Here is a 24,879-nt window from a genome sequence, read left to right on the forward strand (position 1 = left end):
TATTCGTATTTTAATACGGCAAAAACTTATGTTGAATTCTTTATCAGAAACATTACTTTTGTAGCCTTAAAATTAAAATATGGCTTTAAAGGATATTCAGTCAACAGGTAAAAAAGACACCCGCAGCGGATTCGGAGACGGCATTGTGGAAGCAGCGCGCTCTAATGATAAAATTGTAGCGCTTACCGCCGACCTGCTGGGCTCTATGAAGCTGAACCAGTTTATTAAAGAATTTCCTGAACGTTTTATCCAGTGCGGTATCGGAGAGGCCAATATGATGGGCATTGCTTCCGGTTTAACTATTGGCGGCCATATCCCTTTCACAACCACTTTTGCCAACTTCAGCACCGGCCGTGTATACGACCAGATCCGTCAATCTATCGCTTATAGCGGTAAAAACGTAAAGATCTGCGCTTCCCATGCCGGCGTAACGCTGGGTGAAGACGGCGCTACCCACCAGATACTGGAAGATATCGGCATGATGAAAATGCTGCCCGGCATGTCGGTTGTGGTTCCCTGCGATTATACTCAAACAAAAGCCGCAACAAAAGCCATTGCCAATTTTGAAGGCCCTGTGTACCTGCGCTTCGGGCGTCCCTCCTGGCCTATTTTTACCAAAGAAGAAGATTTTGTGTTTGGAAAAGCGCAAAAATTCTCAGAGGGAACTGATGTAACCATTTTCGCCTGCGGGCACCTGGTTTGGAATGCGATCCAGGCGGGCGTTCTCCTTGAAGAAAAAGGACTGAGTGTTGAAGTGATTAATATTCATACTGTTAAGCCACTAGATGTCGAAGCCGTATTGGCATCCATTCAAAAAACAAAATGTGCGGTTACCGCGGAAGAGCACAATGTGATCGGCGGGCTGGGCGATGCTATTGCCCAGGTTGCGGCCAAACATTTCCCCATCCCCATCGAATATGTGGGCACCCTGGATACTTTTGGAGAAAGCGGCACCCCGGATCAGTTGTTAAAGAAATACCACCTGGATGTTCCGGATATTGTGGCAGCAGTTGAAAAAGTTATCGCCCGGAAAAACGGGTAATTTATAAAATATTAAAAGAAGCCGTCCCCCTAAAGGTTGAAAACATAATTCCTGATGCATATAAGCTGAATGGAATGGTGTCAGACTTTTTGAGACGGCTTTGTGCTGCATGGGGCCGGCTCATTAAACCTTTAACCAGTAAACCGGTCAAAAACACGCCACCAGCGCATGGAACAGGTTCTGAACGACGAAGAAATAATGGCTGCCTTTCGTAACCCGGTTACGAAAGAAATGGCTTTTTCTGCTATTGTAAAAAAATATCGGGAACGGCTCTATTGGCACGTGCGGCGGCTGGTAGTGGTGCATGAAGACGCGGACGATGTTTTACAAAATGTTTTTATCAAAAGCTGGAAAGGGTTAGAAAACTTCAGGGAAGACAGCAGTCTTTATACCTGGCTGTATCGCATCAGTACCAATGAAAGTTTAACCTTTCTGCAAAGCAAAAAAAGAAGAAGGGCGATCAGTTCCGGCCACGAAGAAAATGAGCTGATTGCTCAAATAAAAGCCGAGCCACAGTTTGACGAAAGAAAAATTGAGTGGAAATTACAATTGGCGATCCAGCAATTACCTGAACAGCAAAAACTCATATTCAACCTGCGTTATTTTGATGAAATGCCCTACCAGAAAATGAGCCAGTTGCTGGGCGTTACAGAGGGATCGCTAAAAGCAAGTTATCATCACGCAGCGAAAAAGGTAGAGAAATATTTATTGAACAATTAAACCAAGTGAACGCAATATTCGTCTGATTAAGTAGAAATGGAAGACAAAGATGACATAGGACCCATTTTAGAAAACCTGAAAGCGCACAACAGGAGCGCCCTGGAAAATACGCTGAGCGTACCTAAGGGTTATTTTGATGCATTTTCAGAAAAACTGATGAAGCGCATCAACACGGATGCCTCTATGGTAACAGAAGCCGCTGATTTTCCAATACTGGCTTCGGTTTCCCGCAAAATGCCGTTTACCGTTCCCGATTATTATTTTGATGAAATACGGGATTACCGTCCCAGGCCGGCGGCCATAATTCCCTTTAAAAAAGGAGTTTCTATCGCTGCCAGTTTTATAATTATCGCCACAACCGGCATGCTCCTTACCACCAGGAAACCCTTAAGAGAAGGCCGGTACCAGCCTTCTGCGGTAAGTATTAATGAATTAACCAATGAGCAACTGGAACGCTTTATTGGCCGGGCGGTTCCTTTTGAGAATAGTACCCCCGATCAGGTGGGACTTACTACAATAAACGCTGCAACATTGCTCAAAGATGTTCCCAGTGAGGATCTGAGCGATTTTTTAGATGATACCACTGAAACGGTAGAGCAATCGCAACCCTATTAAATGGAGCGGCCGGCTAAAATCAGGACTGCAATTCCCGGTCAGACGCTGCGATTCTTTCGGGATCATTCCTGTCAGGAACAAAATTCAGTATAGCTGCGCAACATAGATGTAATATCTTTGCCCGGCATATAAATAAAACAAAAGGATGAAGCGCATAGCTGGTTTTTTTATTTTTTTATTTCTTTGCTGTGGAACAGGAATGGCCCAGCAGCCTGCAGTTCAGCGACCAAAACCCTCCAATCCGCAACCAAAAGTAGTAGACGCCTTTCTTGATTTTCTCACAGAGAAACTGCACCTGATTCCACAGGAGCGAAAAAGAATGCGCCCGTTGATCGTAAGTTATTTTGCAGAAACAAAAAGAATCAGCGCTACAACCTCCGACCCCCTCCAGCGGGACCAGGACCGCGCCTCCCTTAAAATAAGCTACCGGAAATCTTTTACACCCATCCTCGGCCCCGAACGGGCCACCCAGTTTTTCAGCGAAGAACAGCTCTTCAGGAAGAAAATAAGAGAAGTACTGAAAAACAGAAATGTTAAAGAAAACTAAAAATTTACCGAATAAATGATGTTTAAACAATTATTTTAAAAAAATATTTGTTTGGAATAGAAAACTGTTGCTATATTTGCCTTGGTGTTTTTCATAGGTTAGCAACGGCCAGCTCTTTTTAGGGCAGGCCTTTTTTTCTTTAGAGGCCTTCTTATGCTGCAGTGTCGGGGATAACGGTTGGTTGATGCGTATCATGATAAAACAGGAGTTGCCATTGTTCCCGCTTCCCCTGCTCCCACCATTTTGCCCTTAGTTCCATTGCTTTTTTGCCATCAAAATCATATTTTGCCGCAAACCGGTGTTTCATTTGCTGGTACTGCGGCGCATCATCTGCGCCAAAAAAGATGGTTTCATCATTTTCCCTGATCCAGAACACCTGGTGATATTTGGAATGGGCGCCGGTAACTTCATAATTTATATACCCGTCGATGGTGCCGGCATCTTCTTTCAGTAATTCCACTTTACCGGAAAAAACCGGGTCAATTTTTGAAAGATCGTAAGAAGGCGCACCGCGTTCTTTTGCATAAGCTACTTCCCGTTCCTGGATATAGTATGTTGCGTTTTCAAAAGTAGGTTTGCCCGCAGCCGGGTTCACCATTCCTCCGGTATGATCCTTATGCAGGTGGCTCATCAGCACTTTTGTTATATCCCCGGTTTGAAAACCGTTTTCAGCCAAGTGTTGCACCAGTTGCAACCGGCCGCCGGCAGGATGATCGAAGCCAAGCCCCGTGTCCAGCAATAGTATATCTTTTGAAGTAACAACCAGGAAGGGCTGTACCTGCACTAACAGGCTTCCTTGCGGGCGGGCGATCATTTCATCTTCTGAAAGGCGAAAGGGAATAAATTTTTTTGTTACATCAACAGTAAAACTTCCTTCCGATAACGGAATAATTTTCATGCTTATAATTTATGGCTGCAAAAATAGAAGAAATAAAAAGGGCCTGGCGGAACTTTCTTTTTTCAGGACCCGCAGTTGTTTTTACTTTTTTAATGCAAATGCAACATATTCGTCGCCGGAAGCGGAACCAATTTTTCCACCACCGCAGGCAATAACGATATACTGAACTCCGCGGACCATATAAGATGCAGGCGTGGCAAAGCCCGCGGCCGGCAGATCCGCCGACCAGAGTTGTTTGCCCGTGTATTTATCAAAGGCGCGTATTTTTTTATCCCTGGAGGCCGCAATAAATACCAGGCCGCCTTTTGTAACAATAGGACCTCCATATCCTTCGGTTCCGGTAACAGGTATCCCTTTACGGGTTAGCTCCGGATATTCGCCTACCGGTACTTTCCAAAGCAATTTCCCCGTATTTAGATTTACCGCATTTAAAGTGCCCCAGGGCGGCCGGATACCGGGATAGCCGTTTTTGTCGAGAAACCGGTTATAGCCTGTCATCATATAGGGTACCTGATCCAGGATCGTACCTGAATCACCGGCAGGCCGTTCTTTTTCCTGTTGATGCGTAATGTATGCAACCAATGAGTTTATTGCTTCAGGGGCCAGCCCTGCAAAAGAAGGCATCCGGTTACGACCCTGTTGTATCACGCCTTTTATTGCTGCAGGCGCCAGACGGTCTGCAATATTTACCAGCGAGGGAAATGAAGTGCCCGCTCCCCGCAGATCGGGTTGGTGACAGGAAGCGCAGTACTGGTTGTACAATCGCTGACCGGCAGAAGCGTTTCGCCGCGGCACATCCACCATCGTAAGCGACCAGGGAAGCTCGCTGCTGAATACATATAGTATGGACGACTGAGGATCAGCAGCAGCCCCGCCCCATTCTCCCCCACCATCAAAACCCGGAAAGATCCAGCCTCCTTCCTTTGAAGGCGGATCGAATAGTTGATGGTACTTAATCTTGTTGAACCGCTCCATCAATTCGGCTTTGCCGGCGGTATCAATACTAAAAACATCTGCTGCCGCAAACTGTTGCCGGGCGAAGGGCTCAGGTAATACCGGCACCGGCTGCGTAGGCCAGGGTTCCTCCCCCGGTAATCCATTTGTGGAAACGGGCATTTCTTTTATTTCAAAAACAGGCTTACCATTTGTTCTGTCCAACAGAAAAATATAGCCTTGTTTGGTGATCTGCGCCAATGCTTCTGTTTTTTTACCATTTACGGTGACGGTTACCAGGTTGGGATTTGCGGGCAGATCCCTGTCCCAAAGATCATGGTGCACGGTTTGATAATGCCACAGATAATTTCCTGTTGCTGCATCCAGGGCCACAATGCTGTTTGCAAAAAGATTGGTACCCTTCCTGATCCCGCCATAGAAATCGCCCGCTACCGACCCTGTTGGCACATACACAATGCCACGTTGTTCGTCAACCGACATACCCGCCCAGCAATTAGCGCCGCCCAGCTTTTTCCAGGCGCTTGTATCGGGCCAGGTTTCATAGCCCTTTTCTCCAGGGTGGGGGATCGTATGAAAGCTCCAGCGAAGGCCGCCAGTTCGCACATCGTAGGCGCGTATATCGCCGGGAGCGGCATCCGCTGTTTCTGCCACTCTTGAGCCAACGATCAGCAGGTTTTTATAAATAATGCCCGGAGTGGTACCCACAACATAGGGATTAGCGCCGGCATCCCGCCCCAGTTGTTCCGAAAGATCGATCCAGCCGTTGTGGCCAAAGCTTTTGATCAATGCACCGGTACCGGCTGCAACGGCAAATATTTTTTTCCCTGCATTGTAAAAGATCCTGCTATCGCCGCCATCCGTCCACCAGGTTACCCCCCGGCTGATGTTAAAACTTCCTGGTTTTTGCCCACCGCCGGAGTCTTTTCCCGCGGGGTCAAATATCCAGCGGGGCCTGCCGGTAGCCGCGTCCAACGCAAATAGTTTTGAAGCAGGTGAAACGCCGTATAATATGCCGTTCACAACGATCGGGTTACATTGTATCTGGCTTTTATCCATCGTATCTTTATCGTAAGTGCTAAATCGCCACACTTCCTGAAGGCGGGTCACATTCACCGTATCGATCTGATCCAACGCGCTATAGCGCATCCCATCTTTGGTGCCGGCGTAATTTTCCCATTTCGTATAATCAACAGCATCGTTTTTACAGGAACAAAAGGCTGATAAAATAAAAAGAAGCAGTTGTTCTGCCAACCGGATATACTTTTTGCTTAAGATGGTCATTTGTCTTTTGAGGGGTCTTTAGGAATACTGAACCAGGTTAAATAGGCGGACGCAGCGTCCCAGGTATTTCCGGCGGAGGCAAAATCCGTAAGGGTCAGGTATTCTTTTTCATAGCCGCCGCCGATAATCTCCTTTAAGAAGGGAATCTTCATTTTCAGGAATACATTAGCGGTGCTGTCAGCTACTATCTCATACGGGATCTTCCCCTTATCAGCCGCTGGTCGATAATAATTATAAAACGGCGTTTCCTGGAAACGCTTATCTGAAGCCAATACCAGCGGACCATATTGAAGGCAGTACCGGGTACTGTCGCCCGGAACAAAATACTGCCGGACATCCATTTGAAATTGCAACTTCACTATATCACCCTGTTTCCAGGTTCTTTTTATTGCGGTATATTTTCCGGGAACTGCGTTATCTACCGCTACCCCGTTTATTGAGATGTTCGTGTGGGCGCTCCATTCCGGTATCCGCAACTGCAGGTTAAAATCGAGTGGTTTGCCGGGGTTGACGATGATCGTTACCGCACCGTTCTTTGGATATTCGGTAACCGTATTTAGCGTTACCTTGTTTTGCCCAACCGACAGGGTAGCAGAAGCCGTTCCGTAAAAATTGACAGCAATACCGGCGGCATTGATCATAAATGCCTCTTTAGGCAGTACCATCAGGCCTCTTGGGCCATTCGCTATGCAACAGTTGATATCCATACCGCATTGATTCTCGCCCAGATATTTTACTCCTCTCAGGTCGGTATATTTATTCCAGGTATGCCCATCGGGCATCATAGCCCCCAGCAATGCATTATAGAAAGTTCTCTCTATTTCATTCGCCCATTTGGCATCGCCGGTAGTACGCAACAACTGCAGACAAAGCTTCATCCAGGTGGCGGTAACACAGGTTTCATTGGAATGACGGAGCGGGGTCGCCTGTATTTTCGCACCGTTGATCCAGCTTTCCATAGAAGAGCCGGAGCCGGTTACAAAGATCTCATCCTTCCGTATGCTTTCTGCCGTATTTACGATCGCTTCCAGGTACTCCGGTCTTTTTTCTACCCGGTATAACTCCATCAATCCCTCGTAACAAGACATCATTTCATAGGCTTTACGGCCATTCATCGGCCCGTACCATACAGCGGGGGTAGGAAAGCGGTCACCCACGGGTATTTGCTGCAATCCTTTTTTTATAAGCTCCGAAGCATTGGGGTTGGACCAGGAGGCGACAATAAAATCCGCAAATTTTAAATAGGACGCCTGATGTGTAATATTATACAATAGTACAACCGGCTCTAATATAGACGCCGCGGCCATTCCACGGTGATTGCCCATTTCATTAAAGGGTTTGCCGGACGCATAGACAGCGCTGATAACATAGTCTGCCAATTTTTTTGCCGCTGCGAGTGACCGGTTGTCTTTCGTACAATTATAATACCCTAGCAGGCCCAGCAGGCAATACTTCATTCCCCATATATCCCACTGTTGCAGGCGGTATTGGGGGGCATAATTGCCAATATAACCATCCGGGGTCTGCGTGGCTATAAGGCCCTCCACGCCTTTCTGAATCGCTTTTAGCAAGCGGTTGTCTTTTGTATAATTGTAGGCATCGATCGCCGAAGTGATCCACTTGCCCCAGAACTCACTCTGCCATAAGTTTTTTTCATTACGCACGGTAAAAGGGCGCACCAGGTAACCTGCGTCGGTTTTCAAAACATCGTTTACAATACACCCTTCTATTTTACCGCCGGCATATCCCTCCAGCTTTATATCATTTAAAACAGGCAATTCAAAAGCATCCGTTTTTTGCGCCTGCGCCGGAAGCATCCAGAGGGCAATTAACGTGCCCGTTAAAAATATCCTGATTCGCACAGGCCTGGTAAAAGCAAATGGCATACTCCTTTATTTTTTACAAAACGTCCTTTGATACTCTTAGTTTCAGGATCAAAAGCGGCAAACAATCTGTTTACAAAATACGAATTCCGGGGCAACTATAAAAAACGCCGCAAAATGCCTGGCGGAAGTAAGATAACTCATTTTACCGGGGCAACAATCCTGTACAATCCTGAAAATGATATTATCAAGGCAAATAGATTATTATTGTAGTACTCATTAACAATCTTGCTGTAAAATCATACCGACAAAATGAATCGATCCCCTATTCTATTATTAGCCGGGAGCCTGCTGCTTTCGCTGCTTGCAACTGCACAGGTTAGTAAGGGTCCGGCGGCTCTTCAATGCGAACATTTAAAAGATCCGCTCGGTATCGATAATCCGCATCCCCGGTTTTCCTGGATCATAAACGACCCCGCAAACGGGGCCCGGCAAAACAGCTATCAGCTTGTGGTAACAAGGGAGGCCGGAACGGTGGTATGGAACACAGGAAAAGTAAATAAAGACGATAACCTGATTACTTATAGCGGGAAACCACTGGAGCCGTTTACCCGTTATAAATGGAGCCTGACGCTGACCGGGAAAAATAATGTTACCTATAAAACAGCCGCTGCATTTTTTGAAACGGGCATGTTGGGGCAACAGCACTGGAAAGGGAACTGGATCAGCGATGGAACAGATATTCACCTGAAACCCGCACCTTATTTCAGAAAGACATTTCGCCTCCATAAACCGGTAAAAACCGCAAGAGTTTATATTGCCGTTGCAGGTTTGTACGAGTTAACCCTGAATGGCAGTAAAATGGGCGATCACCGCCTGGACCCCATGTACACCCGTTTTGACCGCCGCAACCTGTACCTTACTTACGATGTGACCAACCAACTGAAAGCGGGGCAAAATGCGATCGGGGTATTGCTTGGGAATGGGTGGTACAATCACCAGTCAACAGCAGTATGGTACTTCGACAGGGCACCCTGGCGTAACCGGCCCGCCTTTTGTTTGGACCTGCGGATCACCTATTCCGATGGCAGTACCGAAACGATCAGTACCGACAGAAGCTGGAAAACCGCTTTAAGCCCGGTTATTTTTAACAGCATTTATACCGGCGAGCACCATGATGCCCGGCTGGAACTGCCGGGTTGGGATCTGCCGGGTTTTGATGACGCCAAATGGTCGCCCGCCGTGGAACGGGCCGCGCCCTCTCAAAACATCACGGCGCAGGTGCTGTATCCCATCAGGGACGTGGAAAAAATTCCGGTGCAGGCTGTAAAAAGGTTTAGTGATACCGACTATGTTTTTAACCTGGGGAGGAATATCTCCGGTGTCAGCGAACTGACTGTTTCCGGTAAACCCGGAACGATCATCCGCCTGATTCATGCGGAAAAAATTGATGCAGCAGGGCATGCCGATCTTTCTAATATTAATGTGCATTACCGCCCCATGGATGATAGCGATCCTTTTCAGACCGATATTTTTATTTTGAAAGGCGGCATCGAAACGTTTAAGCCCCGTTTTAATTACAAAGGTTTTCAGTTTGTGGAAGTAAAAAGCGACCAGCCCGTGCAGCTCACCGCTACCAGTCTCAATGCTTATTTTATGCACAGCGCTGTTCCACCAGCCGGGACCATCCAAACCAGCGATCCGCTTATTAATAAAATATGGCGCGCTACAAATAATTCCTATTTATCCAATCTATTTGGTTATCCTACTGATTGCCCGCAACGCGAGAAAAACGGCTGGACCGGGGACGCGGTTATTGCCTTGCAAACCGGGCTCTACAATTTTGACGGCTTTACCATCTATGAAAAATGGCTGGCCGACCACCGGGACGAGCAGCAACCCAATGGCGTGCTTCCGGCTATTATCCCCACCAGTGGCTGGGGCTACCAATGGGCCAATGGCCCGGATTGGACCAGCACGATAGCCATTATCCCCTGGACATTATATACATTCTACGGAGATCTGAAACCGCTGACGGATAACTATGAAAATATAAGATCCTATGTAAATCACATCAATGACCTGTACCCGAACGGGCTGACCACCTGGGGGCTGGGTGATTGGGTACCGGTGAAATCAAAATCGCCGGTGGAACTGACCTCTACCCTTTACTATTATGCGGATGCAACCATACTTGCCAAAGCCGCAAAACTCCTGGATAAAAAAGAAGATTATAACAGATACACTGCTTTAGCAGAAAAAATAAAAACCGCCTTCAATAAAAAATACCTGAACACTGCAAGCGGAATCTATGGCAGTGGGCTGCAAACGGAATTGAGCACCCCTGTGTACTGGGGCATTGTTCCGGAAAAAAGCAAAGCCAAAGTAATCGCTAATCTCGCAGAAAAGGTAAAGCAGGACGGGGTACAGTTAGATGTAGGCATATTGGGCGCCAAAGCGGTGCTGAATGTTTTGAGTGAGAACGGCTATGCCGATCTTGCCTTTCAACTGGCCTCTAAAAAGACTTATCCTTCCTGGGGCTGGTGGATCGAAAACGGAGCCACCACCCTTTATGAGAACTGGAAAGTAGATGCTAAGAATGATGCTTCATTAAACCATATCATGTTCGGTGATATCGGCGCCTGGTTCTATAAAGCGCTGGGCGGCATCTTCCCCGATCCTGAACAACCGGGCTTCAAAAATGTGTTGTTGCGCCCCAACTTTGTTGCGGGACTGGACCGGTTTACCGCAACCTATCAGGCAAGCCGCGGTCTTATTACGTCTTCCTGGGAAAAGGCCGGTAATAATGTTGGTTACAAAATCAGCATCCCCGCCAACAGCACGGCTTCTTTTTTTATTCCGTCGGGATGGGAACTGAACAATAAGAAAGACCCCGGCACGCAAAAAAAAGATGGCAGCTATGCACTGCCATCAGGAACTTATTCATTATCGCTGAGAAAAACAAAATAAAGCGAATAGTAGAATATTAAACATTAAGGGTTAAGAACTCCATTCAACTCGTTCCTTAATCACCATTAATACCTCAATGGTAGAATGTGTGTAACTACGCCGAATTTCTTCCTGCGTTGATGATACCGAAAGAACAACGCATTACCAGCTTTTCGTAGGCCTCACGCAACGAATCTTCCAGCTCGCTGTTTCCATCGCGCAGTTTTACCAGTGCATATTGCTGAATGGTAACCAACGGCATTACGATCCGCTCCCGCATACGGATAGACAATTTATCTACCGGGTAGGAAGCCATTAATGTATCATGCCCGGTTAGTTTGTAAATGTATTGTTTCGTTAAAGCAAACTCATCATAAATCATTTGCCAGATATCGCCAAACTGCTCATCGTTTGCGATGTAGGCCGTTATCGGGAAATAGGATTTGCTCATGGCCATTTCGCAATTATCCAGCAGCGTTTTAAAGTACAACGATTCGTTGTACAATTGCTTCAGCTCATCAAAGCGCCCGATATATTCCATTCGTTTTAACGCGGTGCCTACGCCAAAAAAGCCGGGTACATTTTGCTTCAACTGGCTCCAGGCGCCGGAGAAAGGGATGGCGCGTAAATCGCCCAATGAAATGGTAGTTTGTTGCTGGCCTCTTTTAGCCGGCCGGCTTCCGATATTCGTTTCGCTATAAAAGCGCAGAGGGCTCATTTCATATAAGTAATTGGCCAGTTGCGGATGGTTTTTCAACTGTACGTAAGCATCAAAACCATAGGAAGAAAGCTCTTGCAACAATTGCTCCTGCTTTCCGTTTAACGGAGGATACCGGTCAGCAAAAAGGGAGCTGGAGACCCCCGCATTAATCAGTTGTTCAATATTAAACTGCGCCGAATCAATAATACCAAAATTGGCGCTCACTGTTTGGCCCTGTATTGTCAGTTGGATCTCTTTATTGGAAATATTGCGCCCCATAGATGCATAGAACTTATGGGTTTTTCCGCCGCCACGGGAGGGAGGGCCGCCACGGCCATCAAAGAAAATAACATCAAACCCGTATTGTCTTGTAATACGCGTCAGCTCTTCCTTGGCGCGGTAAATGCTCCAGTTGGCCATCAGGTAGCCACCGTCCTTTGTACCATCAGAAAAGCCCAGCATGATGGTTTGTGTTTTACCCCGGCGCTCTAAAAGCGCCTTATATTCCGGGAGGGAATAAAGGGTTTTCATAACCTCTCCCGCATTTTGCAAGTCTTCAATTGTTTCAAAAAGCGGAACAATGTCTACATTGATTTCGTCGTTGTCAATGCCGTTCAGTTTAAACAGGCCTATTACTTCAATAATGCTCAGCACACTGGTAGCATGGCTGATAATATACCGGTTGCAGCCCTGCTCTCCATTTGAATTTTGTATGGCACAGATAGCGTTCACTACTTCAACCGTATCCCTGACAACACTGTCGCCGAATATTGATGCCGTATCAATTTGTTTAAGATTCAGCAGCAGTTTCACTTTTTCGTTTTCCTCCAGGCTATCGTAATCCTTTGGCAGCAGGCCGGCAGGTGAGGCCGCTATCTGTGAAAAGACTTTTTCATGAATGGAACTGTCCTGTCTTATATCCAGTGATGCAAAGTGCAGTCCGAATATTTCTATCTTGCTGATCAGATCCTGTATCCGGGATACAAATAATCCGTTTGCTCTTTCAATAACAATTTGCTTTACGCCCTTGAGAATGGAAATAATTTCTTTGTCGGTTATTTTGGCATCCTTTCCCGGGATGAAGACTTCTTCATATAAGCGACGCTCCAGATCGCTCATAATATCTTCCACATCATGAAAGGTTAGCCGGCGCCGCAGTCTGCGCACATCAAAATAATAACATTTTAAAATAGCCCCCCGCAATGCGGCGGCCACCTGCAGGGTGGTATCTGTAGTTACGAAGGGATTCCCATCGCGGTCGCCACCGGGCCAAAAGCCCATTTTTATAAGCGCATGTTTATCCGCGGCAATAGCGGGGAACTGGTTTTTCAGTTCGTTGAGTATACGGCCCGCCGCCGGATAAAAAACATTTTCAAGATACCAGATGAGGCTTACTGCTTCATCAAAAGGAGTAGGTTTAATCTTTTTAAAGAAGGGTGTTTTACCCAACTGTTGCAGCAGTGTATTTATTTCACTGGCGTCATTTTTAACCAATGCATTGCTCAGGTCCCGGATAATTCCCAACACGGAACCCGGATAAAACTGGGTAGGGTGAGCGGTTAATACCAGCCGTACACAAAAATCTTCCAGCACCTTATCAAACTGCTGCTCCCTGTTGTTTTGAACCACAGCAGCCATCAATTGTTTTAACGTACCCGGACCGTTAACATCGTTTATCTTTTTATAAGAAGCGTCTTCCAGTGCATCAAACAAAACCACCTGGCGCTCTACATATTGCACGAACCGGAACAGGAGATCCAGTTGTTCCCTGGGCACGGTTAAGGATGTGTGGCGGCTAAAAAAATCTTCTATAATTGTTACAGGGCTCGATCCTTTTTCATACCCTTCCTCACACATACTGGACAATAGCGACAATAAAATTCCTGTCTTCTCAATTTTGTGAAAGGGCAAAGAAGTAAATAAACTATTATATAATTGGAATCGTACGCCAACATCGTTCTTAAAGCGCTGAACGGACTGACTCGCTACCACATCCATATCAATTATATTTGATTTTAGTAATTAAATACCAGAATAAAGCAATTGGATAAAATCCAGCTTCTTTATATATCCGGGAAAAGAACAGCGTTGAAGATACAAGATTTTCCCGAATTGAAAGGGTAGTTATTAATCATTTAATAATTTATTTATATAAAATTCAATAACTATTTCCATCTGTTATAAATTGTCTAAACAGGAAGCAGGCCCGGCTGGAACACCGGACTATTGCATTTTTACTAGGCAAACTACCGGTCACAAAAAAACCTCACCCGTTTAAACCGGGTGAGGTTATAAAGATCGTATCAAAAAGAATTAAGCTTCTTCTTTATTTTCTTCGGGCGCGGCTGTTTCCGGTGCTGCTTCAGCTTTTGGAGCTTCTTCCACCGGCGCGGTAACTGCCTCAGGCGCTACAGTAGCTTCATCGGCTTTTTTCTTGCCGCTGCCGCCTCTGCGACGCGTGCGTTTTGCTGCCGCCTTCTCTTCGCCACCTTTTCCATAAATTTCATTATAATCTACCAGCTCGATCATTGCTTTTTCAGCAGCATCACCCGGACGAATACCGAGTTTAATGATGCGGGTATAACCACCGGGGCGGCCACCTACTTTTGCTGCTACTGCATCAAACAATTCTTTTACCGCTTCTTTATCCTGTAAGTGGCTAAACACGATACGACGCTGATGTGTGGTGTTGTCTTTGCTTTTAGTGATCAAAGGCTCAACATATACCCGCAGCGCTTTTGCCTTAGCAAGGGTTGTTACAATACGCTTGTGCGTAATTAACTGGCAGGAAAGATTGCTTAATAAAGCTTCTCTGTGAGCTTTAGTGCGACTTAAATTTTTGATTTTGTCTCCGTGACGCATGACTTTTAATTTGAAAATTTGAAAATATTCGGTTACACCGTGTCAAGGAATTGTAACCTACTGTTTAATGTGGAAATTTGGGAATGTGAGAATGTGGAAATTTTCACACTCCCATATTCTCACATTTTCACATTCTAATAATCGTCTTTATCGATCCCTAATTTTTGAAGGTCCATTCCAAAGCCCAGGCCTCTTTCGTTGAGCACCTGCTCAATTTCAGAAAGTGATTTCTGGCCAAAGTTGCGGAACTTCATCAGGTCTTCCTGTTCGTACTGAACCAGTTCGCTCAGGGAGTTGATTTTAGCGGCTTTCAAACAGTTAAAGGCACGTACGGAAAGATCCAGATCCTCTAACGGGGTCTTCAATACTTTACGCAACTGCAGTGTCTGCTCATCTACCATGTCTTCTTTCTTCTCTTCCTTATTATCAAACGTGATGTTTTCATCTGTAATGATCATCAGGTGTTGAATTAAGATACGGCTGGCTTGTTTTACCGCTTCTTCCGGATGAATGGTACCGTCCGTATTTACTTCCATCAACAGCTTCTCATAGTCCGTACGTTGTTCCACACGGGTATTTTCAATGCTGTATTTTACATTTTTAATGGGAGTAAAAATAGAATCGATAGCAATGTATCCAACAGGAGCATCTTTTACTTTGTTGTCTTCTGCAGGAACATAACCACGGCCTTTGCCAATAGTTAATTCAATATCCATTTTGGAAGAAGAATCCATAGTGCAGATCAGCAGATCAGGATTCATGATCTGGAAAGATTGTGTACCTTCTGCAATCAGGCCCGCAGTAAACTCGGTCTGGTTTTTTACAGAGATAGAGATCTTTTCATTGGCCACTTCATGGTCGACGATCTTTTTAAAGCGTACCTGTTTTAAATTCAGGATAATTTCAACCACATCTTCGCTGATACCTTTCATAGTGGCGAATTCGTGATCTACGCCTTCTATCTTAATGCCTACAATAGCATATCCTTCCAAAGAATTCAATAAAACACGGCGTAAAGCATTACCGATGGTAACACCATAACCAGGCTCTAAAGGACGAAACTCAAACTGAGCTTCAAAATCTGAAGCCTTTTGCAGGATAATTTTGTCAGGCTGGTGGAAATTTAAAATTGCCATATTTTGGATTTGTATTTTAGTTTTTTTCAATTACTGAACTAAATGCGAAACGCGTAACGCAGAACGCCTAACGCGTTTAGCATTATGCATTCTGCGTTAAGCTTATTTAGAGTACAATTCAACAATCAACTGCTCCTTAATGTTCTCAGGAACATTTTCCCTTTCAGGATACGTAATGAAAGTACCTTTCACTTCAGTTTCGTTGAAATCGATCCATCCGAATTTTGGATTTTTTGGACGGATAACGCTTGTGATAGACGAACGCTCCTTGCTGCTTTCTTTCAAAGTGATGATATCACCGGCTTTTAATTGATAAGAAGGAATGTTTACCACTTCACCATTTACTTCAATGTGCTTGTGGCTTACCAATTGGCGGGCAGCAGGGCGGCTGGGGGCAATGCCCATGCGGAATACAGTGTTGTCTAAACGAGCTTCCAGTAATTTAATAAGGTTTTCACCGGTAATACCCTTGCGACGGTTCGCTTCCTCAAAAGTTTTGCGGAATTGTTTTTCCAGCACACCGTAAGTGTATTTTGCTTTTTGTTTTTCGCGCAGCTGTAAGGCGTATTCACCCAGGGTTTTACGCTTACGCTTTTCGCCGTGCATACCGGGAGGGTTGCTGTTTTTACCCAACCATTTACCATTACCTAAAATAGGTTCTCCGAAAATACGGGAGATTTTGGTCTTAGGACCATTGTAACGTGCCATAATTATACTTTCATTTAAGCTTTTTTAGAAACCGGTACAGCAATCAGTAAAAAGCTTTGGAAAAAATTAATTGTGTACCCTTTATTAAAATGAAGGCCAATTGGCTATCAATTATGCTTAACGCTTAATGCTACAGGCGCAATGCTTACTTACATATAGCCTGTCAACTTTATAACGCTCAGCAAAAATTTAAAGAACTTTCTATTTTTTTGTTACCAACTGTTGTACTACTAGCAGCGGTCTTGCGTCGCACACTTCATCGTCCGGTAACACTGTTCAACAGTTTATAGCCATAAACCATGAGCCATTCACTATGAACCATTCTTATACTCTTCTCTTCTTGGGAGGACGGCAGCCATTGTGCGGCAAAGGCGTAACGTCTTTGATCATCACAATTTCAATACCAGACTGAGACAGTGAGCGGATCGCTCCTTCTCTTCCGGCGCCGGGTCCCTTTACGTATACGTCTACTCTTTTCAAACCCGCGTCCAGCGCTACTTTAGCAGCATCAGCAGATGCCATCTGAGCGGCATACGGCGTGTTCTTTTTAGAACCGCGGAAGCCCATTTTACCGGCACTGCTCCAGGAAATTACCTGGCCGGTTTTGTTGGTAAGACTGATAATAATGTTGTTGAAGGTGGCAGAAATGTGTGCATCGCCATAAGCGTCCACTTTCACCACTCTTTTCTTTGCAGCGGCTTTTCCGCTGTTTTGTGCTTTTGCCATAATTGAAAAACTGAGGTATTCCTGTTTAAAAAAATAATCCGCCCTGGGGCAAATCCCGGTTTAATCCTCCACGTTGCACCGCCGTATCCGTAATTAAACCAGTTGTTATGGTGCATATAATAAAAGTGATCAGCCGTCAGACATCAGTTATCAGTAAATACTGATAACTAACAACTGAAAGCTGATGACTTAATTACTTCTTAGCTGCCTTTTTCTTACCCGCAACGGTCTTACGTTTACCCTTACGTGTACGGCTGTTGGTTTTTGTACGCTGACCACGAACCGGCAATCCTTTTCTGTGGCGCAGCCCACGGTAACAAGCGATATCCAGCAGGCGTTTGATGTTCATCTGAACCTCGCTTCTCAATTGACCTTCTACCTTCAACTCTTCAGTGATCGTAGAACGGATCGCATTCAGATCAGCATCATTCCACTCCGTTACTTTTTTGTTACGGTCGATACTATTCTTATCCAGAATATATTTTGCGGTAGAAGGGCCGATACCATAGATATAGGTAAGGCCGATTTCGCCTCTTTTGTTTTTTGGTAAGTCTACTCCGGCAATACGTGCCATATTTTAAATTTATTGTTTTTAGTTCTTAGTTTCTGGTTAACGGTTCAACAACAAACTATAAACCATGGACTATAAATAATTACCCTTGTCTTTGCTTAAAGCGGGGATTCTTTTTGTTAATAATATAAAGCTTCCCTTTGCGACGTACAATTTTGCAGTCGGCGCTACGCTTTTTTATGGACGCTCTTACTCTCATTTTATTTAATGTTTGATATTTGACGTTTATGCTTGACGTTTAAACCAGAGAACACCTCAAACCTGCCCGTCCGGTCAGGCGGGCTTTAAACTTCAAACCCTTGAACCATTTTAATTCCGGTACCGGAAATTGATCCGCCCCCTTGTTAGATCATAAGGCGACATTTCCAATCCCACTTTATCCCCCGGAAGAATGCGGATATAGTGCATACGCATTTTTCCGGAAATTGTTGCCAAAACCTCATGCCCGTTCTCTAACTTCACCCTGAACATCGCGTTGGACAAGGCTTCCACGATCACTCCGTCTTGTTTTATTAATGGTTGTTTTGACATACAAATTTTAGGGCTGCAAAGATAGGTATATTCTGTATAATAAAAAAGCCTTATTCTGCTTAATTTCAGAATAAAGCTGGTATATCTTCCTTTATAAGGGTATCGCTTTGCCAAAAACTAGTGCACCAAAGGCACCTTAGTCATCTGTAAATGAATGTTTTGCAACTCATTTACCATTATCTGACGATCGTATTGCCGGCGATCCTCCCGGTACCATATTTCACTCCTGGAAAAATTATCAGCCGCCGCCACCAGCACTCTGAAGGGTCCCTTACCATATTTGACACCCCGCCCTGACTCATTGTCCATTTTTTCAAATCCCAGGCGCATCAACTGTGCTTCAGTGAGTGGAATGCCCTTAACTTGATCGGGCCGGTACCAGAACTCCTGTACTCCATTATCTACGCAAACCTCGCCTTCTTCGGTACTAACCCGTACAACGGAGCCTTCACGCGACACCCCGTCATCCTTTACGATAACCCAGTCGCCTGGTTTCAATTCGTTTAACAGCATAGCTAAAATTTATTTAAACCAATGAATTACAAGCATAAATATAGCTTTTTTTTGCCTTGGGCGTTAATAAATCATTAATTAAATATAAATTTTTTGTTAGAGTTTGGCACGTTTGTTGGACCCAAGGGCTAATTAAAATTTTATCTAATGAAAAAAATCGTATTAAGCCTTTTTTCTCTTGCTGTTATAGCAGGCGCAAACGCGCAAAGCGGAACTGTATTAGTTGGTGGTAATGTTGATTTTAACTCCCGCTCTTTTAAGGACAGCGCCGGCAACAAAGACAACATGAATTATTTTCAAATCTCCCCAACTGTTGGTTACCAGTTTAATGACAACTGGACTGTTGGTGTTGTTGGATCTGTTAGCACCACTAAAAACGCCAGTGTTTTTGGAAGCGATGACCTAATAGGTATCAGCGGTATCCAGTATGATAATAACGTAAAGACCACTGCATGGGGCGTTGGTCCATTTGTACGTTATACGGCTCCATTAAGCGACATTTTCGCCGTTTATGGTCAATTGCAAGGTCAATACATGTCCTCCAAGGTAAAAGTTAATGGCCAGAATGCTAATTCTCAAGAAAAGAATGGTTTTAATGTAGGCTTCTACCCCGCCGTATTCATTAATGTGAAAAACGGATTTGGCTTGAACTTCAATGTTGGCGGTATTGAGTATGCATCCATGAAATACAAACAAAGCCAGGATAAAGTAAACAACTTTAATGTGACTTTTGGCCGTTCTGTAGGAATTGGTCTATCCAAGAACTTCTAATTAAGTTTAGAATACTTCTTATGCAGCTCCGTTTTTGCGGGGCTGTTTTTTTATGTGTTGGCGGCGCGCGGATTGCGCCGATTTACGCGGACGAAAGCCCTGGTATTTCTCGCAAAGACGCAGAGGAGCAACGGCGCAACGGGTTGCGCTCTGGAAAAGTAAAAGTATTCTCGGATTGCACGGATTTTCACAGAACTTTTAAATCTGTGTATTCTGCGAAATCCGTGAGAACTAAAGATAACCTATGACGGATTTATACAGAAGAGTTTTAGAATCTGTAGGCGTCTGTGAGAACAAATCTGCTCGCAATTGCCGCATTGCAATAATTCTTTCGCTGAACTTACTACTTTTATACAAAAAACGTGACGCGGATCGGCCTTTTATCAGACACCCATGGCTTTTTAGACGAAGCCGTATTTACTTATTTTAAAGATTGTGATGCCATCTGGCATGCCGGTGATTTTGGCAATAAGGAATTGGCCGAACAGCTCGGGGCATTTAAACCCCTGCGCGGTGTATATGGCAATATTGATGGACAGGAGCTCCGCAGCCTGTTTCCGGAAACGCTTGTTTTTAGATGCGAGGGCGTAAAAGTATTGATGAAACATATTGGTGGTTATCCGCCTAATTATAATAAAGATACCAGGCCCCTGCTCCGGACGGAACAACCGCAACTTTTTATCAGCGGTCATTCCCATATTTTAAAAATCATGTATGACGACCGCCGGCAGTGCCTCCATATGAACCCCGGCGCGGCGGGCAAGCAGGGCTGGCATAAAGTAAGGACGCTGATCCGTTTTTCCATTGACGGAACAGCTATTAAAGATTGTGAAGTGATTGAACTAAAAGGAAAATAAAAACGGGCCTATTTCAGCAACCACATCAATTTATTTATATCGTCAACACCACCATACTGGCGGGTCAATGCAGCAATGAGATTATCCCTGTTGTAATTATTTTCTGACGCAGGATATAACCAGCGGACAGGGATCGCATTTTTATCATTTTCATTTAATGAAGTAGCCGGATTAACAGGGAATACAGGGTACTTATTCCTGCGATACTCGAAGAATGCGGTAACGGGGTCCTGCATAAAATTAAGCAAATAGCGCTGCTGCCCTATCTGTTTTAACTGGTCTGCGGCCGTTGTCTTAAATGCCGCCTCTCCCGTAAAATAGCCATCGATATATGTTTGGGTAATAGGCATTCCATGTACATAGCCGGTTTTAACGGGCAAAAAAGAAGCGAGTGCATCTTTTACACCGGATTCATAGTAATCCCTGGCAGTTCCAGTAGTGATCCAGCCAAGTACCCGCGCTTCCGCCAATACCAATTGCTGCTCTGCATAGGTGACCATCATGCGCGGATCACCGGCAACTTCTTTTAAATAGCGGGAATTGATCAACGCATATTTATTGGCAATTAAATTGGTCGTGATCAGGTTGTAATCGTCGCCCACATTTGCTCCCACATAGGCAGCGGGATCATTTTCAGGAACACCGGAGGACAACTGTGCCTTTGAAGGATCGGCAAAATAATAAAGTCTTCTGTCGTTAAGACTTTTTAATGCGTCGGTCACCAATGAACTTATAATGGTACGACTGGTAAACAGATCATTAGTGCCCGACAAAGGATGCACATTTACGGAGGAATAGTTGAGTCCTAAAAACCCGGTATTATTCTGCAGTAGTATACCGCCGTTCACAATGTCAGCAAAACGGCCCTTCACATTCAATGAGGCTGCATCTGCTTTTGTACTCAATGACAGTAACACTTTTAAAGCGAAGGCATTTACAGCTCTCCGCCATTTATTCGGATCTCCGCTATAAGGCGTAGGGTCTCCATCAAACTTAGTTCCCTGGGCAAAATACTGATCCGCACTTTTCAGCTCATCCAAAATTCCTTTAAGCACATCTTCCTGCGTATCATAGCTGGCCCGGATATTGCCTGTTGCCCCTTGCCCTGTTTGACTATAAGGAATATCGCCTACCTGCATGGTAAGCCGGTAAAACATAAATGCTCTCGAAAAAGCCGCCAGTCCTTTATACGAATTTTCCATGCTTGTTCCCGTGGCGTAGTCCACCATACTTGCTGCGTTAGTAACCAGGATCATCGGTGAAAAATCGGATGATCCGATGGCATTATACTGGGTACCCAAAATGGTTTCATTACCATAAGCAATATATTTTGACAACCCATTGTCCGACAAATAGGCTTTGGCATCGCGGCCCTGGAACTTCAGGTTTTGCAAAATGATATTGGTGGCGAGCAAAGAGGCGCTTACTTTTTCTGTAGCGTCGGGGTTGGCATTAATCTCGTCAAACTTACTGCAGGAGCTCAGGAGCACCAGAACGGGCAGCGCCATCACACAGCAGGTTCTAAATAATTTATTCATTTTTTCAAATTTTTGTGTTGTTCTTAATCATTAAAAATCCAGCTTTACATTCAACCCGATGTAACGGAGGGATGGATCGGTAAAGTTTTCCGTGCCGCCATCTATATCAGAATACTTGAATTGCTTGGCCCAGTAAATAAGATTCTGCCCTATTGCTGAAACGGCAATTCCTTTTGCATTGATCTTTTGAGCCCAGTTCCGCGGTAAACGCCAGGTCAACGCAACTTCTCTGAGTTTCAGAAAGGTAGTGCTGTATAAATCAACTGACGAAGGCACGCCGCCCCAGGCAGTTCCTTTGTGCAAGGCCGTCACATAAGATTTATAGGTGGTATAAACATCATTAGGCGCAAACGTGCGGGTATCGCTGACCACATTATAATTGGCATCATAGGTAATGGCGCCGGACACCACTTTTACTCCTTTACCCAAATAATTTTTGGTGCCGGGCTGTGTGGCATCCAGATAACGCTCTTCAGTAAGCGAGTTGGGATGATTCCCCGAAACCCACATATACATTTCTGTAACAGACTGCGCCAGCCCTCCCACTCTTCCATCTAACGATGCAGACAGTGTGAACTCTTTATAACTGAACCCGGTGTTAAATCCCCAGATCCAGTCGGGGTCAGAATATCCGGCTAACGATAAGATAGGCTTATAAGTGGGTACGCCGTTATTAAATACTATGTTTCCCTGGTTATCTGTTTGGTACTCGATAATGGTATAGTAATCGGCCCGTTTGCCAACCTTTACCCAATCCCGGTTCATTACAGAATAGTTGGGATCCAGCTTTGTAAAATAAGTGGCATATTTTGACCAGTTCAGTCCTACATTCCAGGAAAAATCAGCCATTTTTATTGCTGTAGCATTCAGTGTAACCTCCACTCCCTTACGGGTCCTTTCTTCTTTACTGTTGGTATATACATTGGTAAACCCGGCAGAAGGACTGATAGGCGCATTCACGATAAAATCATACATCCGCTTGTGGTAACCCGTTACATCCAGCACGATCCGGTTGCGTAAAAAACTCATATTCGTTCCCAACTCGGTAGTGGTAGAGCCCTCGGCAAATATATCGTCCGGGCGGATGCTTGTTGGGTTGGCCGCGCTGCTTAAACCGCCCCACTGGTTGGTAGCAATGCTAAACACCCGGTTAATGGAATAAATACCCGCAGGGCTTTTATATTGCGCCCAGGAGCCACGCAGTTTCCAAAACGATAACCAGTCGTTTTTGGGGATCAGCTCGCTGGCAACAAAACTTGCCGAAGCGGAAGGATAAAAATAAGAGCGGGTGGCCTTAGCAAGTGTTGAGGCCCAGTCGTTCCGAAAAGTACCTTCCACAAACGCCATATTGCGCCAGCCAAACCCTAACTTTCCATAAGTGCTGTTGATTTGTTTTTTATAAATAAGAGAGGCCACACTGGCTGCCGTAACAGATGCTTTTAAAGAATAATACCCCGGCACGGAAAGCCCGCTTTGCGTCCTTGCTTCCATTCCCTCATCCTGGCTATAGAACACCGAACCGCCCCAAAACCCGTCAATGGCAAAATCCTTTATTTTCTTATTGGCCGACAGGATGGCGTCTGTATTGCTGCTAAACCCTCTTCCAATTCCGATGTTATAAGAGCCTTTCTGAGATTCGCCCCATATTTCAGTACCGCCGGTTATAACAGTGCTGTTGCCGCCGCCCTGGAAAGAGCCTTGTGAAATTCGTACCTCCTGCTTATTACTATAGTTATCATAGCCGGTTCTTACCATAAGTTTCAGCCAGTCGGTAAACTCATAATTCATGGTCAGTTGCCCGCTGAAAATATCTTTTTTGTACGTATGAAGACGCTCATAACGATCAAAATAAGGATTATTATTACCAGCGGTATAGCTGCTGTTCTGCACCTGGTTGGGTATCACCCAATAGTCTTTGTATTGCCGGATATCCCAGTCGGGAGAACCCCATATCAGCATACTATACATTGGGTCATACGCCGTGTACCCATTAAACCCGATATTGGGAGAACTTTGATTATTATAAGACATGGTAGTGGAAAGCGAAAAACGTTTGAGTTTAAGATCCCCTCCCACGCTGTAGGTGACTTTGTCAAATTTTGAATTAGGATAGGTGCCACGGTTCCCCAGCCAGGATGCGGAGGCCCGTATACCTCCTAGTTCACCGGTTTGGGTAATGCTGAGGTTATTATTTAAGATATAGCCCTGATTTAAAAAGTTTTTAAAATTATCCTTTCCAACAGGCGAAAAAGGCATGGCTTTCATGGTTTTGCTGGCGGGATCCCACTGAATAACGCTCTGTCCTTCCAGCGGAGGCCCCCAGGAACCATCGCCCGAACGTACATAGGTATTAGTGGCCGTATTTACTACCCGGCCATATTTGCTCTGCATCTCGGGTATGGCCAGGTAACCTGCATCAAACATGCTGCTGCTGTTAAGACTTATGTTCAGCCCTTTTTTTCCTACTCCGCGTTTGGTTGTAACCATTACCGCGCCACTTCCGCCCCGGGCGCCATAAAGCGCCGCTGCAGTGGCACCTTTCAGAAAGTTAATGGATTCAATATCATCCGCTGGCACGTCCCGAAGGGTCATATTGGCATAGGGAATACCATCAATTACCAGGATCGGCTTTTCCCCACGGATGGTCATTTCGGGCTCAGCAGCAAATTCAGCACTGTTTTTTACCATCAGGCCCGAAACCTTGCCTGTAAGCGAAGTGGCCACATCAACCCCTTTTACCGTTTGAAGGGTATTGCCTTTTACCTCCTGGGTGGCATAGCCCAGTTCCCGCTGCTGGCGTTTTAACCCGAGGGCCGTCACCACAACCGTTTCCAATTGTTCCGGCCCACCAGAGGGCAGTACTATTTTATAAAAGATACTGTCAGTGATAGCAGTCACCTGTGTTTTATACCCCACAAATGAAACCCGCAACTGACCACCCGGCGCAACTGCAATGCTGAATGCTCCGTTTGCGTCGGTTACCGTACTATTCCCCGAGGGCAATACCTCAACGGTAGCTCCCTCCAGCGGCTTTTCCGCTTCGTTGTACACCAACCCCCTTATGGTAGTTCTTTGGCAGACAGCAATATGCGACATAAATAAACATAGTACGAGCAAGCCTGTAATTTTTTTCATAC

At 45.2% G+C, this 24,879-nt stretch carries 21 protein-coding genes; 7 read left to right on the plus strand and 14 right to left on the minus strand.

Annotated features, from left to right (window positions below; translation table 11 throughout):
* Positions 1-79: 79 nt before the first annotated feature.
* The 4 genes from NIASO_RS11325 (at position 80) to NIASO_RS11340 (ending at position 2,924) form a co-directional block, all read left to right on the plus strand.
* Entirely contained in the window at positions 80-1,042 is a 963-nt protein-coding gene (locus tag NIASO_RS11325) for a transketolase family protein (RefSeq protein WP_008585901.1), read from the plus strand.
* A gap of 168 nt (positions 1,043-1,210) precedes the next feature.
* On the plus strand, positions 1,211-1,762 hold the full coding sequence (locus tag NIASO_RS11330) for an RNA polymerase sigma factor (RefSeq protein ID WP_008585902.1): 552 nt from the start codon (positions 1,211-1,213) through the stop codon (positions 1,760-1,762).
* 36 nt (positions 1,763-1,798) lie between these two features.
* The gene (locus tag NIASO_RS11335) at positions 1,799-2,377 is read left to right on the plus strand and encodes a hypothetical protein (protein WP_008585904.1); all 579 of its coding nucleotides are present in this window, start codon (positions 1,799-1,801) and stop codon (positions 2,375-2,377) included.
* Between the two features lie 145 nt (positions 2,378-2,522).
* On the plus strand, positions 2,523-2,924 hold the full coding sequence (locus NIASO_RS11340) for a hypothetical protein (protein WP_008585905.1): 402 nt from the start codon (positions 2,523-2,525) through the stop codon (positions 2,922-2,924).
* 151 nt (positions 2,925-3,075) lie between these two features.
* Here NIASO_RS11340 and NIASO_RS11345 read toward each other — a convergent pair whose 3' ends face one another.
* The 3 genes from NIASO_RS11345 to NIASO_RS11355 form a co-directional block, all read right to left on the minus strand.
* Positions 3,076-3,822 (minus strand): MBL fold metallo-hydrolase, encoded by a 747-nt coding sequence (locus NIASO_RS11345; protein WP_008585906.1) that lies wholly within the window; start codon positions 3,820-3,822, stop codon positions 3,076-3,078.
* Between the two features lie 81 nt (positions 3,823-3,903).
* Entirely contained in the window at positions 3,904-6,057 is a 2,154-nt protein-coding gene (locus NIASO_RS11350) for a pyrroloquinoline quinone-dependent dehydrogenase (RefSeq protein WP_008585912.1), read from the minus strand.
* Positions 6,054-7,943, minus strand: a complete 1,890-nt coding sequence (locus NIASO_RS11355) for a glycoside hydrolase family 127 protein (RefSeq protein ID WP_008585916.1) — start codon at positions 7,941-7,943, stop codon at positions 6,054-6,056. Before NIASO_RS11355 ends, NIASO_RS11350 begins: the two co-directional genes overlap by 4 nt.
* A gap of 249 nt (positions 7,944-8,192) precedes the next feature.
* On the opposite strand from NIASO_RS11355, the gene NIASO_RS11365 reads away from it, so the two are divergent.
* Positions 8,193-10,850: an alpha-L-rhamnosidase gene (locus NIASO_RS11365; protein ID WP_008585918.1), complete on the plus strand. Its 2,658-nt coding sequence runs from the start codon at positions 8,193-8,195 to the stop codon at positions 10,848-10,850.
* Positions 10,851-10,944: 94 nt separating this feature from the next.
* Here NIASO_RS11365 and NIASO_RS11370 read toward each other — a convergent pair whose 3' ends face one another.
* The 9 genes from NIASO_RS11370 to NIASO_RS11405 form a co-directional block, all read right to left on the minus strand.
* Positions 10,945-13,527, minus strand: coding sequence for a phosphoenolpyruvate carboxylase (locus NIASO_RS11370; RefSeq protein WP_008585919.1), 2,583 nt, complete (start codon positions 13,525-13,527; stop codon positions 10,945-10,947).
* Between the two features lie 315 nt (positions 13,528-13,842).
* Positions 13,843-14,391, minus strand: coding sequence for a 50S ribosomal protein L17 (gene rplQ / locus NIASO_RS20660; protein WP_008585920.1), 549 nt, complete (start codon positions 14,389-14,391; stop codon positions 13,843-13,845).
* 134 nt (positions 14,392-14,525) lie between these two features.
* Positions 14,526-15,527, minus strand: a complete 1,002-nt coding sequence (locus tag NIASO_RS11380) for a DNA-directed RNA polymerase subunit alpha (protein ID WP_008585921.1) — start codon at positions 15,525-15,527, stop codon at positions 14,526-14,528.
* Between the two features lie 102 nt (positions 15,528-15,629).
* Positions 15,630-16,235, minus strand: coding sequence for a 30S ribosomal protein S4 (gene rpsD / locus NIASO_RS11385; RefSeq protein WP_008585922.1), 606 nt, complete (start codon positions 16,233-16,235; stop codon positions 15,630-15,632).
* Positions 16,236-16,559: 324 nt separating this feature from the next.
* Positions 16,560-16,961 carry a 30S ribosomal protein S11 gene (gene rpsK, locus NIASO_RS11390; RefSeq protein WP_008585923.1) on the minus strand — a complete coding sequence of 134 codons (402 nt, stop codon included), beginning with the start codon at positions 16,959-16,961 and terminating at the stop codon, positions 16,560-16,562.
* Positions 16,962-17,154: 193 nt separating this feature from the next.
* Positions 17,155-17,535 carry a 30S ribosomal protein S13 gene (gene rpsM, locus NIASO_RS11395; RefSeq protein WP_008585924.1) on the minus strand — a complete coding sequence of 127 codons (381 nt, stop codon included), beginning with the start codon at positions 17,533-17,535 and terminating at the stop codon, positions 17,155-17,157.
* Positions 17,536-17,614: 79 nt separating this feature from the next.
* Positions 17,615-17,731, minus strand: a complete 117-nt coding sequence (ykgO, locus tag NIASO_RS19940) for a type B 50S ribosomal protein L36 (protein WP_071609307.1) — start codon at positions 17,729-17,731, stop codon at positions 17,615-17,617.
* Between the two features lie 110 nt (positions 17,732-17,841).
* The gene (gene infA / locus NIASO_RS11400) at positions 17,842-18,063 is read right to left on the minus strand and encodes a translation initiation factor IF-1 (RefSeq protein WP_008585925.1); all 222 of its coding nucleotides are present in this window, start codon (positions 18,061-18,063) and stop codon (positions 17,842-17,844) included.
* Positions 18,064-18,180: 117 nt separating this feature from the next.
* Complete coding sequence (locus NIASO_RS11405) at positions 18,181-18,576, minus strand: hypothetical protein (RefSeq protein ID WP_008585928.1); 396 nt, start codon at positions 18,574-18,576, stop codon at positions 18,181-18,183.
* Positions 18,577-18,723: 147 nt separating this feature from the next.
* Between NIASO_RS11405 and NIASO_RS11410 the strand changes: the two genes are divergently transcribed.
* Together NIASO_RS11410 and NIASO_RS11420 are read left to right on the plus strand one after the other, a co-directional pair.
* A complete protein-coding gene (locus NIASO_RS11410; RefSeq protein WP_008585929.1) occupies positions 18,724-19,347 on the plus strand; it encodes an outer membrane beta-barrel protein in 624 nt (207 codons plus the stop codon).
* A gap of 362 nt (positions 19,348-19,709) precedes the next feature.
* A complete protein-coding gene (locus tag NIASO_RS11420) occupies positions 19,710-20,204 on the plus strand; it encodes a metallophosphoesterase family protein (RefSeq protein ID WP_008585931.1) in 495 nt (164 codons plus the stop codon).
* Between the two features lie 8 nt (positions 20,205-20,212).
* Here the strand turns inward: NIASO_RS11420 and NIASO_RS11425 are convergent, their stop codons facing one another.
* Together NIASO_RS11425 and NIASO_RS11430 are read right to left on the minus strand one after the other, a co-directional pair.
* Positions 20,213-21,742 (minus strand): SusD/RagB family nutrient-binding outer membrane lipoprotein, encoded by a 1,530-nt coding sequence (locus NIASO_RS11425; protein ID WP_008585934.1) that lies wholly within the window; start codon positions 21,740-21,742, stop codon positions 20,213-20,215.
* A 30-nt stretch (positions 21,743-21,772) separates the two neighbouring features.
* Entirely contained in the window at positions 21,773-24,877 is a 3,105-nt protein-coding gene (locus NIASO_RS11430) for a SusC/RagA family TonB-linked outer membrane protein (RefSeq protein ID WP_008585935.1), read from the minus strand.
* Positions 24,878-24,879 lie beyond the last annotated feature (2 nt).

The sequence above is a fragment of the Niabella soli DSM 19437 genome (assembly GCF_000243115.2).
Lineage (GTDB): Bacteria > Bacteroidota > Bacteroidia > Chitinophagales > Chitinophagaceae > Niabella > Niabella soli.